Consider the following 14758-nt stretch of genomic DNA (forward strand, 5'->3'; position numbering starts at 1 on the left):
GCTCTACGAGCGCAAGATAGGCCAGTAGAGCCCGCGTCTTTTTCGAAGGCGGCAAGGAAACGACCTCGCCAAGGCGAAGGACGGTCAGATCTCCGAGAACGCGAATTTCGAGCGACACTTTGCCAATCCCAGTCGCTGCTAAATTAGCCATGGATTGTATCAAGTCCGTGCCGCTGCCGAAAGCGTTCGTTTCCGAAAGCGTGAGGTTTCCGCCTGCGCTCTGATTTGCCTTCCCTTCGTGGGAAGGCCGACACGGACAAGTCCACATGAATGCCGAGCCGGAACGGGATCACGCCCGTTCCGGCTCGCTTTGATGGTGGCGACCGCACTCTGAAAGGCCCGGAGGCAGGGTCTCACGCTGCCGCGCGCACCCATCGGGGCAGCAGGCTCTCGGGATTTGCGCATGCGCCGGGCGTGTAGTTTGCGCCAACGAACTCCAGCCGGGCGGCGAGCGTGCCGTCCCGCCAGGCCGCAAGCGTATCCATGCAACCACCGATATGCTCGCCGCCGACAAAGACCTGCGGAATTGTAGGCGAACCGATCCGGGCCCTCAGAGCCTTGCGGATTTCCCCGTCCCGGCCGTTCTTCTGGAATTCCGGAGCATCGATGTCGATGGACCTGTAGGCGATTCCGGCACGGTCGAAAAGCTTTCTTACCGTCCAGCAGAATTCGCACCATGTCAGGGCGAATATGACCACCGGATGCTCCGGATCATAGATCGCCTCATCGACAAACGCATGCGCCGACTGATCGATTTGGATTTCGTTCACGGGCGCCGATGAAAGGGCGAAGGACGGCGGCCGGTCGAAGCGGTAGCCGAGTGTGGAGCGAGAGATCGCCTCTTCGGCGGGCGACATTTCCTCGCTGATGTGATCGAACAGAATCGTGCTGAGATACCGCTCGCCCGTGTCAGGCAACATACAGAGCACGTTCCGGTCCGGTCCGACGCGTCCAGCGATTTCCAGTGCGCCGCTCAAGGTAGCCCCGCCAGAGATCCCCGCCAGTATTCCTTCTTCCGTCGCAAGCCGGCGCGCAGCTTCCAAAGCGCTGGCGCCTGAAACGGGCAAGATTTCGTCCACAAGACCGTCAGCCATCGCGTTGCCGACGATCAGCGGAATGAAATCAGGGCTCCAGCCCTGCATCGGGTGTGGCCGGAAGCGAGTGTGCGCCCGAGTGGGCAGTCCGTGTTCGTCGAAAGCTTGGGGAATGCCACTCGACAGCAGCGCCGAATTGTCGGGCTCGCAGACGATGATCCGCGTTTCCGGGCGCTCGCGCTTGAGTACTCGCGCCACTCCGGCCAGCGTTCCGCCGGTCCCGGTGCCGGTGACCCAGTAATCGAGTGGACGGTCCTGGAACGCTGCGAGGATTTCGAGCGCTGTCGTGCGGGCATGGACATCGGCGTTGACGGGCGTCTCGAATTGCCGGCAGAGGAACCAGCCGTGCGCTCCGGCCAGCTCGAACGCCTTGGCGAGCATGCCGCTGCCGCGCTCGACAGCAGGGGTCAACACGACCTTGGCACCGAAGAAACGCATCAGCTTGCGGCGTTCGAGGCTGGCGTTCTCCGGCATTACGATGACGAGAGGATAGCCTTTCCGCGCGCAAACCATGGCAAGTCCGATGCCCGTGTTGCCGCTCGTCGCCTCGATCACCGTCTGGCCAGGCCGAAGTGCACCCGAACTCTCCGCTTCTTCGATGATCGCTGCGGCAAGACGGTCCTTGACCGAGCCGCCAGGATTGAACGCCTCGATCTTGGCATAGAGCGAAGCGGCACCATTGTTGATGCGGGAAAGGCGGACGACCGGCGTGTCGCCGATCGTGTCGAGAATGCTGTCGTAGATACTGCTCATCTCAGCTGTCCTTGCCTGGTGATGACGGTGCTCTGCCCTCTTCGATCTCTGAGGTTGGCAGGAAGGCCGTGGTTTGCAGCGTTCGAACCAACGTGGAATTAAAATGGATTTCGACGTTTGAATCAGCGCCTCATCGCAGGGTCCGGAAGGCGGCCGCATGGGACCTGCGCTCTCGCGCCGGATGATGCCGCCAATACGCCCAGAACCACGAGATTGGCCGCGCCTGCGACAGATGCCACCAGGAAAGCGGGCCCATAGCTGCCGAAGCTGTCATAGACGAAACCGCCGAAATAGCCGGCCACGCCCATGCCCAGCCAGGCGATCAGCATGACGATGCCGAGTGACTGGCCAAAGCGTTCGGCTGGCGCAAACTGGCGCACGCAAAGGATCAGGCACGTCATGTTTCCGGCGAAGCCGAAGCCGAAAACCGCCGACAGCGCCAGCAGGCTCAGCTGCTGGTCCAGCGCGGGAAAAATCGCAACGCATGCCGTCTGAATAAACGACGCCAGGGCATAGGCGGCAAGATTGCTTGCCCGGTCGGCGAGGAGCCCGAACGCGATCCGCCCGACGGCGCCGAACAGCATGGCGGTCAGCAGGCTGAGCGATCCGACATCCGAAGACCCGCACACAGCCGTGACGAAGCTCGTGAGGTGCATCAGCGGGACGCCCATGCAGGCGCAGCAGAGGAAGGCTGCGGCAGATAGCAGCGTCACCGGGGAAAGGCGGCCACTTTGGAACCCTGGCTTTGCTGAAAAACGCACCGGCGCGGGAAGGACCTCACCGACGGGCGGCGCCTGAACCGCCGGCATGAAGATCGCCAGCGCAGCCATCGTCGCCGCCGCCATGATCGCGTATGCGAGGCGCCAACCGACGCCGTCAATCAAGGCATTCGCGGCGTAGGGCATTATGCCCTGGCCCAGGGCTCCGCCTGCTGTGACGATCCCCACCGCCACGCCGCGGCGGCGGTCGAACCAGAGTCCGGTCACTGCAAGTACCGGCGCGTACAGACAGGCAAAGCCTAGCCCGCCCAAAGCGAAGTTGGCCGCATAGATCTGCCAGAGCGAATTGGCGGAGGAAAGCGCGGCGAGCGCGATCACCATGCCAGCTGAGCCGATGAATAGCAGGCTTTTGACATTCAGGCGGTCCGACAGCCGGCCCCAGAACAGCCCGCCCAACGCCATGCCGACGCTTGATAACGTGTAGGCAAGGCTGATGTCGGCTCGCGACCAGCCAAACTCCGCCTCAAGCGGTCTGATGAAGACGGATGTCAGCGCCAGGCTGCCAAATCCGAACGCCATGGCGGTTGTGGCACCGGCCGCAGCCAACAGGCCGCGCAGCCGTATTGCGCCGTCCCGAACCTCCCTGCCTCCAGTTGGTGATACCTGACGATTCGACATGTTTCTGACCTCGAAGGACCTCTTCGAAGCTGTCATCGGCCAGCGGTATGGAAGCAGGCGTGTGCGTCAGCGTGGAAACCTCCAACGCGGGCCGTGGAAACGGCTCACCTCGACCTGCAATCTCCTCTCGGTGAACGGTGGATCAGGGAGATATTATGATCATCGCCAGCGCCACCATGATGGACTGGTTGACGCCGAGCATGATCTCGGGACCGGCCAGCGGCAGTTGAACGCGAAAGAAGACAGGGTCTGTATATGGCCAGTCGCCAACTATCCGTCGGAGTAGCTGACCCTTTAGCTAACCTCCCGCGCCGGATCGGCTGCCAGCGCCAGGGAATTTGCGACGTGCTCGAGGTGCTCCTCGTCCAGAATGCTGGTCGCGACGCGGACAGCGTTCGTTTTTCCCGTCGAAAACTTCGCTCCGGCATGGACCGCGATGCCGTGGGCGGCCAGCGTGACCATCGCGTAAGGTTCCGAAGCAACCGGAATGAGGACGCTGAGACCGTGTCCGGCGTCGATATCGACATTGCGTTTGGCCAGTTCGCCGGCGAGCCGTTCGCGACGGCCGCGGTATACCTCCTTCGCCTGCTCCACCAGGGCGGCCGTGGCCGGGTCTTGCAGCAGCCAGGCGGTGGCTGCCTGCAGGATGCGGCTGGTCCATCCCGAGCTGAAGCTGCGGTAGGACTGGATCTGCTCGACGATCGTCGCCGATCCAGACAGCACGGCGAGCCGCAGATCCGGGCCGTGGGTCTTGGAATAGGACAGGATATGGACGACGCGATCGGGAAAACGCCGGCCAAGCGAAATGCGCGGCGCCGAGGCAATATCGCCGACGCCGTCATCTTCGACAATCAGCACGTCGGTGCCGGCGAGCAGGTCGCCGATGACTTCCAGCCGCGCCGACGACATGCAGGCGCCGGTAACCGAATGGACGCGCGGCTGGAACAGGAACGCGACGGGCCGCTGCCGCAGAGCGTTGGCAAGTGCATCCGGCAAGGGACCGTCGCTGTCGCAGTCTACCGGGATGATCGGCACGTCGAGATCCTCGAGGATGTCGAGCAGGCGAAGCGCCGTAGGGTTCTCGATAGCCACCGGCGCCCCCGGCGGGACCAGCGCATGCAGCAGGGTGTAGATGGCGTTGTAACCGCCATTGGTGGCCAGGAACGCGCCGGGATCGTACGGCCATGACGGGCGCACTGCGGCTTCCAGCTCGGGCAGGATGCGCACCCGCTCGTAGCTGTTGAGCTTTTCGGCGCGCGCGCCATGCGCCAGCGCGATGTCGAGCGGCGGCAAGAGCCTCACATCGGGCTCCGCGATCGCCAGGTTCAGAACATCCTGTCCGTAATTGCCGCCGCTCATGTGGCGCTCGGGCCGGGCGGCAAAGCGGTTGCCCATGATCCAGGTGCCGTTGCGTCCGCGGCCGCCGATGATCTTGTAGCGCCGCAACTCGCTCCACGCCTGCGAGACCGTCGCCGGGCTGACGCCAAGCACATAGGCCAGATCGCGCACCGGCGGAAGCTTTGCGCCGACAGGCAGCGCGCCGCTTCTGATTAGCGCACTGGTCTCGCGCGCGATGCCGCGCATCGTGCGGTCGCCAAGGCGTTCAGCGAACCATCCTGCATCGAAATCCATCAGCACCCGCGATCATTAAAGCTAATGTTCAATAACATAATAACATTTGATCGGTCAAAAATAAACATTTACCAATCGCCGGTCAAACATAGCGTTGAAGTTCATGCCGATGCCCGTCTCCATCACTATAGCCACCCGCGATTGGGACTATCTCACCCCTTTGGTGCTGGGTGACGTCACTTCGAGCCGCTTGTCGGTGAAGGTTGACCGCGTCGCCACGCTCATTCCGGATCTCGGCACCGATCCGAACTACGATGCGGCGGAGGTCTCGTTCAGCCGTTATGTGTCGGCCATGGCTTCGGGCGTCGATACGATGGTTGGAATACCGTGCTTCATCATGCGCGGCTTTCGCCATCGCTGCATCATAACGGTCGAGGCCAGCCCGCTGGAACGGCTTTCCGACCTTGCCGGCAAACGCATCGGCGTGACCGGCTGGCGCGATTCCGGCAACACATGGACGCGCGCAGCACTTCGCCGGGAAGGCGTCGGCGTCGAGGATGCCTATTGGTTCGCCGGCAGGCTGACATCGGGGCACCCGATCGCCGACCGCCTCGACGGATTCGGCAGGCCGGGGCGCATCGAAGCAGCACCAGGCGAGCGCCCGATGATGGAGCTGCTGGCGCAAGGCGAGCTCGACGCCGTTTTCACGCCCTTCATGCCGGACGGCTTTTTCGGCCCGGCTTCCGGCTTCCGGCAAGTGCTGCGCGATTTTCGCGCGGCCGAACGCGCCTATTTCGCCGACGTCGGTTATGTCCCGGGCATGCATCTGGTCGCTGTCAAGGCCGCCCTAGTCAGGGAGCACCCCTGGCTGCCGCAGGAACTCGCCAGGCTGATCAACGAAAGCCAGCGCGTCTGGACGGCAAAGCGCCGAAAATATGCCGATACCTCGCCCTGGATCCTCGAGGAGCTGCTTCATGCGGGGCGCGACCTGCCTGCCTCCTGGAACGCCAGCGGCCTGCCGGCCAACCGGCGCATGATCGAGGATTTCGTCACCGAGCTCCATGCCCAGGGCATTCTGGCGGAACCGATTTCCGCCGAAGCCTTGTTTCCTTTCGAGGCCATATCGCGGGCCACCGCAGCCTGACAACGCACAACGAAGAACACGAAGGAGAATGCCATGAGGACAATCAGCTTCATATTCGCCTCGCTCGTCACCATGCTGGCGCAGGCCAGCTTTGCCCAGGATATCCAGAAGCAATCGGTGAACGAGGATTTGCGGGCCCGGCTGCCGGAAGAGATCCGCGCGGCGGGAAAGATCACAGCCGTCAACAACGGCTCATTCCCGCCCTATGAGATCGTCACCGGCACCGAACTGTCGGGGGCGACCAGGGACATTTCCGACGCCATCGGCCAGCTGCTCGGTGTCGAGATCGATCATGCCTCGGTCGCCGGCCTGCCGGCTTTGCTGAGCGGCATCAATGCCGGCCGTTATCAGTTCGCGATGGGGCCTGTCGGCGACTATCCCGACCGGCAGAAATCCAACGACTTCATCGACTGGGTGCGCGAATACGTCGTCTTCGCCGTCGAGAAGGGCAACCCGCAAGGCATCACCTCGCTCGACACCGCGTGCGGCAAGCGCATCGCCGTCATGTCGGGTGGCTCGGCCGAAAAGGTCATCAAGCAGCAGGCGCAGAAATGCACCGAGGGGGGCAAGCCGGCCGTCGAGGTGCAATCCTTCACCGACCAGCCGAGCTCGATACTGGCCGTCCGGTCGAAACGCTCCGACGCATTCTTCTCCTCGCAGGCGCCGCTGACCTATTTCGTCGAGCAGGCGAAGGGCCAGCTGGAACTCGCCGGGGTCGGCCAGGCCAACGGCTTCAAGGACATCTATCAAGGCGCCGTCGTCAAGAAGGGCTCGCCGCTGGGCGGCGTGCTGCTCGACGCGTTCAAGATACTGATGAAGAACGGCACCTACGCCGCGGTCATGAAGAAGTGGGGTCTCGAGAAGAACATGATCGATGCGCCAGGCATCAACCAGGGCCAGTAGAGGCTGCCATGACCGACGCCACCGCTGCCTACGCGGCCGGGCTGCCGCGACGTCCCGACGACGCGCTGCGCGACGTCAAACGAGCCCACCGGCCGTTTCCGCTCGTCCGGCTGGCGCTCTGGGCGTTCACCGTCGCCGTGGCAGCCGGCTTCGCCTATATCGTTGCAGTCAACCCGAATTTCGGCTGGCCGGTCGTCGCCCAGTATTTCTTCGATCCGACGGTCATGCAGGGGCTTTCCGTAACGCTCGGCCTGACGGTCGTGGCGATGATCCTGGGTATCGTGCTCGGCCTGCTGCTCGCCATCGCGCGCATGTCGAACGACAGGCTGGCATCCCTTCTCTCCGGCCTGTTCATCTGGTTCTTCCGGGGAACGCCGCTGCTGGTGCAATTGATCCTGTGGTACAACCTTTCGACGCTGTTTCCGCGCATTTCCATTGGCTTCGCCAGTTGGAACACCAACGACCTGATCACGCCTTTGACGGCCGCCGTTCTTGGTCTGGCGCTGAACGAGGCCGCCTACATGGCCGAGATCATCCGTGGCGGGCTGCTGTCGGTGGACAAGGGACAGGCCGAAACGGCTGAAGCCTTCGGCATGACCCGCGCGCGGTCCTTGCGGCGCATCATCATCCCGCAGGCGATGCGGTCGATCGTGCCGCCGACCGGCAATCAGCTGATCAGCATGATCAAGGCGACGTCTCTTGTCAGCGTCATCGCCATGGCCGACCTGCTCTACTCGGTGCAGTCGATCTACAACCGCACCTTCGAAATCATTCCGCTGCTGATGGTTGCAGTGCTGTGGTACCTGCTGATCACCTCGGTCCTCAATGTCGCGCAAGGCGCGATCGAACGCCACTACAGCCGCGGCGACCGCGGCGCGCGCGAGAAGACGGCGACCGCCACCCTGGAGGCCGCCAATGAGCGCGCATGACACGCCCCTGGTCCGGGCGCGCAACGTTCACAAGGCCTTCGGCCCGCTCGAGGTGCTGAAGGGCATTGATCTGGACGTCGCGCCTGGCGAGGTGGTGGTCATTCTCGGACCGTCCGGCTCCGGAAAGTCGACCTTCCTGCGATGCATCAATCATCTCGAGGCGATCGACCAAGGGTCGATCGAGGTGGACGGCGAGCAGATCGGTTACCGGTTGCACGACGGCCGCCTCGACAAGCTTTCCGACCGCGCGATCGCCGCGCAGCGGCGCAAGATCGGCATGGTGTTCCAGCAGTTCAATCTCTATCCGCACATGACGACGCTGCAGAACGTCATCGAGGCTCCGGTCGGCGTTCACCGGGAGAACCGCAAGGAGGCGATCGGCTACGCCCGCGAACTGCTGACCCGTGTCGGTCTTGCCGACAAGATCGACGCTTATCCGCGCCAGCTTTCAGGCGGCCAGCAGCAGCGCGTCGCCATCGCCCGTGCGCTCGCCATCCGCCCGAAATTGATGCTCTTCGACGAGCCGACGTCGGCGCTCGATCCGGAGCTGGTCGGCGAGGTGCTCGCCACCATGCGCGATCTCGCCAGGCAGGGCTTGACCATGATCGTGGTCACGCATGAGATCGGCTTCGCCCGCGAAGCAGCGGATCGGGTGGTGTTCATGGACGACGGTAATGTGATCGAGGCCGGGCCTCCGGACGAGGTTCTCGCTAAACCCAGGCACCCGCGCACGCGGGCTTTCCTGAGTCGTTTCATCTAAAAGCAAAACCGGCGCGGCACCTGCTCGGCCGGCAAAGGACCTCCCATGCCAAAGACCTCCAACCAGTTCGCCGACATTTCCGACTTCGCCGACAAGGCCGCCGAGCTTGCAGCGGCCCGCCAGCACCTGCACGCGCATCCCGAGCTTTCATTCCAGGAGCAAGAAACGGCTGCATACGTTGCCGAACGGCTCGAAAGCTGGGGCTATGAGGTGACGCGCAATGTCGGCGGGCTCGGGGTCGTCGGCCGTCTGCGCCAGGGCAGCGGCCGCAGCATCGCCATCCGTGCCGACATGGACGCCCTGCCGATCACCGAAGCGACCAATCTCCCTTATGCCAGCCAGGCCAGCGGCAAGATGCACGCCTGCGGTCATGACGGCCACACCACGATGCTGCTCGGCGCCGCCGAATACCTGGCGCGCACACGGCATTTCAACGGCACGGTGAACCTTATCTTCCAGCCGGCCGAGGAAGCCGGCAAGGGAAGCGGGGCGCAGGCGATGATCGCCGACGGCCTGTTCGAGCGCTTTCCCTGCGATGCGATATTCGGGCTGCACAACCACCCGGGCGCGCCGACGGGTTCGTTCCTGATGCGCGCCGGGCCGCTGATGGCGGCGAGCGATACCGTCACCATCAGGATCGCCGGGCGTGGCGGCCACGCCTCGCGTCCGCACCTGACGGTCGACCCGATCGTCGCTGCCGCCAACATCGTCATGACCCTGCAGACGGTTGTGTCGCGCAACGTCAACCCGATCGAGACAGCTGTCGTCACCGTCGGCACGATTCACGGAGGCACGGCCTCCAACGTCATCCCGGAACACGCCGAAATCACGCTGAGCGTCCGCTCCTTCTCGGCCGAGATCCGCGACACGCTCGAGCAGCGTATTCGCAATATCGCAGCACTTGTGGCGCAGGCGCATGGCGCAACAGTCGAGATCGATTACGAGCGCGGCTACCCGGTGGTGGTCAATTCCGAGCGCGAGACGTCCTTTGCGACAGACATCGCTGTCGAACTCGTCGGTCAGGACAAGGTGTCCGTCTGCCCGTTGATCCCCGGCAGCGAAGATTTTTCTTATTTCCTCGAACACAAACCCGGTTGCTTCCTGCGCCTCGGAAACGGCGAGGATTCAGCCATCCTGCACAGCTCGAAATATGATTTCAACGACGGCAATCTGACCGTCGGCGCAGCGCTCTGGGCTCGATTGACCGAGAGATTCCTGGCCGCTTGACCCATACCTGCGGCTGGGATCGTCGATCGGCCGGTCGAGCACAATTGGGGCGACCGGCCGCGACGATCTTCAACGAACTCTCACCGCATTCCAGTTCATTCGAACAGGGTAGGGTTTCGCTCTCTCAGACGAACAGAAAGTCACTCGCTGCCAGCAGGCTCGTAAAATTTGCGAGAGTAACTTGATCGTCTCCCGCTGTAATGATGGTGCTGGTTCCACTTTGCGCAATTGTGAGATCATCGAACGATTGCACGCCCCCCACGCCACTAAACACGATGGTGTCGCCTTGGGTCTGGTTGAAGTCGTAGATGGTGTTTTGGGTTCCGACCGTCATTGAACCATCGTCCTTGAATATGAATTGGTCTCGGCCGCCCTGAGCCAACTCGCTCAGTTGCCCATCCCCCCACATGTCATTGATGACCGTACAGCCGGGTGCCGCGCTCCCGGCGTACAGGGTATCGTTGCCGCCCGTGGCCGAACCGGACATCTGCAGAGCGTCGCCGCACAAGAAGTTACGGACTTGGCCGCTTTCGCTGTTCTGGCCGCCGGTAAGAATATCGTTGCCGCCCGTGGCGGACTCCGACATAGCGAATGCGTCGCCGTACAACTCGTTTAGAACATCAGGAAAGGCGCTTTTGTCCCCGCCGGTCAGGGTGTCATTGCCGCCCACAGCGCTGCCGAGCATCGTGACAGCGTCGCCATACCCCAAAAACGGCCACATCATCGCCCCCAAGCGCATGGTCGAACATACTGCCGCCCGCGTCGCCGTAGAAAGTTATCTCCGAGCCACCCGCGCTCGTGAAGTTGTCGTTGCCGCCCGCGGCAAAACCGGAAAGATCGCCGCCCGCATCGCCATAAAGAGTTTTGCTCGGGATCGCCCCACCCAGGTCTGTGTAACGGTCGTCGCCGCCCTGAGCATGGTCCGACATGTTGCCGCCGGCATCACCGAAGAAAGTGTTGGTGGAAAAGAAGGCGCCCGTGAAGGTGTCGTTGCCACCCTTACTGTAGTCCGACATATCGCCGCCGGCATCACCGTAGAAAGTGTTGTTGGAGTCGGTCCTGCTCGTGAAACTGTCGTCGCCGCCCTGCGCATTGCCGGACATGTTGCTGCCGGCGTCACCGAAGAAAGTGTTGGTGGCCTGCCTGGAGCCCTGGAAGGTGTCGTTGCCGCCCCTGCTGTGATCCGACATTTCGCCGCCCGCATCACCGTAGAAGGTGTGGTCAGCTCCTTGTTTAGTTTGGGTCAGGAAAGTGTCGTCACCGCCTTGAGCAAAGCCGAACATGTTGCCGCCGGCGTCACCGTAGAACGTGTTGTCTACCCGTCGACCCACTTCACTGCTGAAGGTATCGTTGCCGCCCTTGCTGTGGTCAGACATGTCGCCGCCGGCGTCGCCGTAAAAAGTGTTGAAGGAGTCGCCCTCGGCCCTAAAACTGTCGCCGCCGCCCTGGGCGTGACCGAACATGTTGCCGCCGGCATCACCGTAGAAAGTGTAGGTGCCTAGCGAGGCGCCCGTGAAAGTGTCGTTGCCGCCCTTGCTGTGGTCCGACATATCGTCGCCAGCATCACCGTAGGCAGTAGTGGTTGTGGAGATTGGCAGCGCCGTGAAGGTGTCGTTGCCGCCCTTAGAAAAATCGAACATGCTGCCGCCAGCATCGCCGATTAAGATAGCTGTAGCCAGGTCGCTAGTGAGGATGTCATCGGTACCCCATTGATGATCCACCAGATCGCCGGGAGTAAAAGGAACGCGTGTAGACATTATCCGCTCTCCTGTTGAGCCTACCCGTCCCATGACAGCCGTACGATGTGAGGCAAAAACGAGCAATAATCCCGAATGGCTATGTCTTTAGGCGTAGGGATCGGTGCCTCGTTAACGGCGCGCTTGGCGGCAGCTTCCTGAGGCCGTCCTATTCCGGACTATCCCAGCCTTGCCCGAGCCTTCGCCGTCCAGGCGTTGAACAGCCGGTCTGCGACGATGCCGATGAAGGCGATGGCCAGGCCGGCGACGATGCCGCGACCGGAATCGGCCTTGGACAGGGCGATGAACACCTCCTGGCCGAGATCGCGCGTGCCGACCATGGCGCAGATGATGATCATCGCCAGCGCCATCAGGATGGTCTGGTTGACGCCGAGCATAATCTCGGGCAACGCCAGCGGCAGCTGCACGCGAAAGAAGGTCTGGCGCCTGGTGCAGCCCGAAACCTTCGCCGCCTCGATCAGCGCCGGCGGCACCTGTCGAATGCCGTGATTGGTATAGCGGATCGCCGGCACCACGGCGAACGCGACGGTGGCGATCATCGCGGTGACGTCGCCGACCCTGAACAGCATGACCACCGGAATGATGAAGCAGAACGACGGCAGCACCTGCAGCGTGTCGATGACCGGCGTGACGATCTTTTCGAAGCGGTCGCTGCGCGATGCCATCAGCCCGATCGGGATGCCGATCAGGCAGGCGATAAAGGCCGAGATGCCGCACAAATAGACCGTCGCCATGGTCTTTTCCCAAAGTCCGGTGGCGGCGCAGAACGCTGTCAATGCCGCGACCAGGGCGGCGAGGCGCAAGCCGCCGAGCTGGTAGCCGGCAAGGCCGAGGAGACACACCGCGCCCAGCCACGGAAAGCCCTCGCAGAAGGCGCGCACCGGGTTGAGCACATTGAGGATAAGCGCCACGCGGAACGCTTCGATCGTGTCGAAGAAGTTGATGGTGATCCAGTTCACCGCCGCCTTCCACAAAGGCGCGGTGGTGAAGGTGATCGCTTTCGGCACCGCGGCGAACGCCGGCACGAACAGGCCGAGCAGCGTGGCGACGGCGAGGATGGCAACGGCCAGCGTCAGATTGGGATAGCGCCGCCAGAAACTCGTGCTGGCCTGATGGCGGACATTGCCCTTGGCGTGATTGTGCGCGATCGCCTGGCTCAGCCGGTCGAGTGCAATTGCCAGTGCGACGATGGCGAGGCCAGCTTCCATCGCCTCGCCGACCTTGAGCGCGCGCAACGCCAAAAGCACGTCATAGCCGAGCCCACCGGCACCGATCATCGAGGCGATGATCACCATATTGAGCGCCAGCATGATGACCTGGTTGACGCCGACCATCAATGTCGGCCGCGCCGACGGCAACAGCACCCGCCACAGCTTTTGCCGTGCCGTGCAGCCGGCCATCTCGCTGAAATCGTCGATCTCCGACGGCACCCGCGACAGGCCGAGCATCGTCGCCCGCACCATTGGCGGCGTCGCGAAAATTGCCGTCGCGATCATTGCCGAGACCGGGCTGTTGCCGAACAGAAGCAGCATCGGGATCAGATAGGCGAAGGTCGGGATCGTCTGCATCAGATCGAGGGCAGGGGAGATCAACAACCTCTCCGCCCAAGGCTTGCGCCATGCCCAGATGCCGGCGAACAGCCCGGTGACAATGCAAAACGGCACGGCGATCGAGATCAAGCCCAGCGTCAGCATGGCGCTGGTCCACTGCCCGAACAGCGCGATGTAGAGAAAACAGCCGCCGGCCAGCGCACCCAGCTTCCAGCCGCCGGCGGCGCGTCCGGCAAGGTAGGCGGCAGCGCAGACGCCGACCCAGGACAGGCGCGGCAAGACGATCATATCCGCGCCATGGCCGATCTTGAAATTCTTGGCCAGAAGACCGAGCGCGAAATCGAGCGGCACGCCGAGCACCGCGGTGATCGAGCGGGTCAGCCAGGAGAAGTTCGACTTCACCCAGTTCATCAGCGCACCGACCCAGTCTGCGACAGGAACGATCGCGCCGGCCGGGTAATTGACCGCCCAGGGCAGGCTTTCCTGCAGCAGGAAGACGATAAGCACGGCGGCGAGCGCGCAGGCCCAGATCGCCAGCCAGGTTTGAACCGGCCGGGGCCTCGCTGCGCTGCCGCTTGCCGTGACCGTCATGCGCCAGCCCCACGACGTTCTATGCCGGCGAGAAGATCGATCACTGCCTGCGGCGTGACTAAGCCGATCGGCTTGCCGGTGCCGTTGACCACCGCGAAGGGCTTGCCGGCAGAGACGATATCAGCCGAAAAACTTGATATCTTGGCATCCGGCGCGACCGTGCCGCCGTACTCGGCGCCGTCGCAGGCGCGCATCAGGCTGCGCGCCGATATCACCTTGGCGCGATCGACATCGCGGGTGAATTCGGCGACATAGTCGGTCGCCGGATTGACCACCAGCTCTTCCGGCGTGCCGATCTGGATGACCTCGCCGTCCTTCATGATGGCGATCCGGTCGGCCAGCCGGATGGCCTCGTCGAAATCATGGGTAATGAAGACGATGGTCTTGTGCAGCATGGTCTGCAGCCGCATCAGCTCGTCCTGCATCTCACGGCGGATCAGCGGATCGAGGGCCGAGAACGGCTCGTCGAGGAACCAGATTTCCGGCTTTGTGGCGAGGCTGCGGGCGATGCCGACGCGCTGCTGCTGGCCGCCGGAAAGCTCGCGCGGATAGAAATGCTCGCGACCGCGCAAGCCGACCAGCTCGATCACTTCCCGCGCGCGCGCCTCGCGCGTCGGCCGGTCCTGCCCCTGGATGCCGAGGGGGAAGGCAATGTTCTCCAGTACGTTGAGATGCGGCAGCAAGGCAAAATTCTGGAACACCATGCCCATGCGGTGGCGTCGCAGCTCGATCAGCGCGGCATCGGAAATCTTGAGCAGGTCCTTGCCTTCAAACTCGACCTTGCCGTGGGTCGGCTCGATCAGCCGCGACATGCAGCGCACCAGCGTCGACTTGCCTGACCCCGAAAGTCCCATGATGATGAAGATCTCGCCCTGGCGGATTTCGAGATCGACGGCGCGCACCGCGCCAACCAGTCCGGCAGCGGCGATGTCCGCCAGGCTGGCCTTGCCGTCGCGCCGGCGGATGAAATCGGCCGCGTCCGCCCCGAACAGCTTCCAGACATTGCGACAGGCAAGCTTTATCGGGCGGGCGTCGTTGCCCGCTTTCGCCGCCTGTTCAATCGTATCGGTCATGCGATCGT

At 63.1% G+C, this 14758-nt stretch carries 12 protein-coding genes and 1 pseudogene; 5 read left to right on the top strand and 8 right to left on the bottom strand.

Annotated features, from left to right (window positions below):
* Positions 1 to 353: 353 nt before the first annotated feature.
* The 4 genes and pseudogenes from cysK to X773_RS40845 form a co-directional block, all read right to left on the bottom strand.
* Positions 354 to 1847 (bottom strand): cysteine synthase A, encoded by a 1494-nt coding sequence (gene cysK / locus X773_RS40835; protein WP_023674007.1) that lies wholly within the window; start codon positions 1845 to 1847, stop codon positions 354 to 356.
* A 122-nt stretch (positions 1848 to 1969) separates the two neighbouring features.
* Entirely contained in the window at positions 1970 to 3280 is a 1311-nt protein-coding gene (locus X773_RS40840; protein ID WP_084640921.1) for an MFS transporter, read from the bottom strand.
* A 112-nt stretch (positions 3281 to 3392) separates the two neighbouring features.
* Positions 3393 to 3482: pseudogene (locus X773_RS79250) on the bottom strand (proline/glycine betaine ABC transporter permease); the annotation flags it as partial.
* Between the two features lie 56 nt (positions 3483 to 3538).
* Positions 3539 to 4876, bottom strand: coding sequence for an aminotransferase class I/II-fold pyridoxal phosphate-dependent enzyme (locus X773_RS40845; protein WP_023674010.1), 1338 nt, complete (start codon positions 4874 to 4876; stop codon positions 3539 to 3541).
* A gap of 109 nt (positions 4877 to 4985) precedes the next feature.
* On the opposite strand from X773_RS40845, the gene X773_RS40850 reads away from it, so the two are divergent.
* Genes X773_RS40850 through X773_RS40870 form a run of 5 tightly spaced genes read left to right on the top strand, consistent with a single transcriptional unit; the run spans position 4986 to position 9779 of the window.
* Positions 4986 to 5960 carry a hypothetical protein gene (locus X773_RS40850; RefSeq protein ID WP_031211020.1) on the top strand — a complete coding sequence of 325 codons (975 nt, stop codon included), beginning with the start codon at positions 4986 to 4988 and terminating at the stop codon, positions 5958 to 5960.
* Positions 5961 to 5993: 33 nt separating this feature from the next.
* Positions 5994 to 6863 (top strand): ABC transporter substrate-binding protein, encoded by an 870-nt coding sequence (locus X773_RS40855; protein ID WP_023674012.1) that lies wholly within the window; start codon positions 5994 to 5996, stop codon positions 6861 to 6863.
* An 8-nt stretch (positions 6864 to 6871) separates the two neighbouring features.
* Complete coding sequence (locus X773_RS40860) at positions 6872 to 7792, top strand: amino acid ABC transporter permease (RefSeq protein ID WP_023674013.1); 921 nt, start codon at positions 6872 to 6874, stop codon at positions 7790 to 7792.
* Entirely contained in the window at positions 7779 to 8552 is a 774-nt protein-coding gene (locus tag X773_RS40865) for an amino acid ABC transporter ATP-binding protein (RefSeq protein WP_023674014.1), read from the top strand. Before X773_RS40860 ends, X773_RS40865 begins: the two co-directional genes overlap by 14 nt.
* Before the next feature lie 45 nt (positions 8553 to 8597).
* The gene (locus tag X773_RS40870) at positions 8598 to 9779 is read left to right on the top strand and encodes a M20 aminoacylase family protein (protein ID WP_023674015.1); all 1182 of its coding nucleotides are present in this window, start codon (positions 8598 to 8600) and stop codon (positions 9777 to 9779) included.
* Between the two features lie 124 nt (positions 9780 to 9903).
* On the opposite strand, the gene X773_RS77910 is transcribed toward X773_RS40870, so the two are convergent.
* From X773_RS77910 to X773_RS40885, 4 genes are all read right to left on the bottom strand, one after another.
* Positions 9904 to 10464, bottom strand: a complete 561-nt coding sequence (locus X773_RS77910; RefSeq protein WP_023674016.1) for a hypothetical protein — start codon at positions 10462 to 10464, stop codon at positions 9904 to 9906.
* Positions 10436 to 11536, bottom strand: coding sequence for a calcium-binding protein (locus X773_RS40875; RefSeq protein ID WP_245274599.1), 1101 nt, complete (start codon positions 11534 to 11536; stop codon positions 10436 to 10438). The genes X773_RS77910 and X773_RS40875 overlap by 29 nt, the downstream gene beginning before the upstream one ends.
* 158 nt (positions 11537 to 11694) lie before the next feature.
* Positions 11695 to 13677, bottom strand: a complete 1983-nt coding sequence (locus X773_RS40880; protein WP_023674018.1) for an ABC transporter permease subunit — start codon at positions 13675 to 13677, stop codon at positions 11695 to 11697.
* Complete coding sequence (locus tag X773_RS40885) at positions 13674 to 14750, bottom strand: glycine betaine/L-proline ABC transporter ATP-binding protein (protein ID WP_031211022.1); 1077 nt, start codon at positions 14748 to 14750, stop codon at positions 13674 to 13676. The genes X773_RS40880 and X773_RS40885 overlap by 4 nt, the downstream gene beginning before the upstream one ends.
* Between the last annotated feature and the right edge of the window lie 8 nt (positions 14751 to 14758).

Origin of the sequence: Mesorhizobium sp. LSJC280B00, from assembly GCF_000502835.1 — a bacterium.
GTDB lineage: Bacteria > Pseudomonadota > Alphaproteobacteria > Rhizobiales > Rhizobiaceae > Mesorhizobium.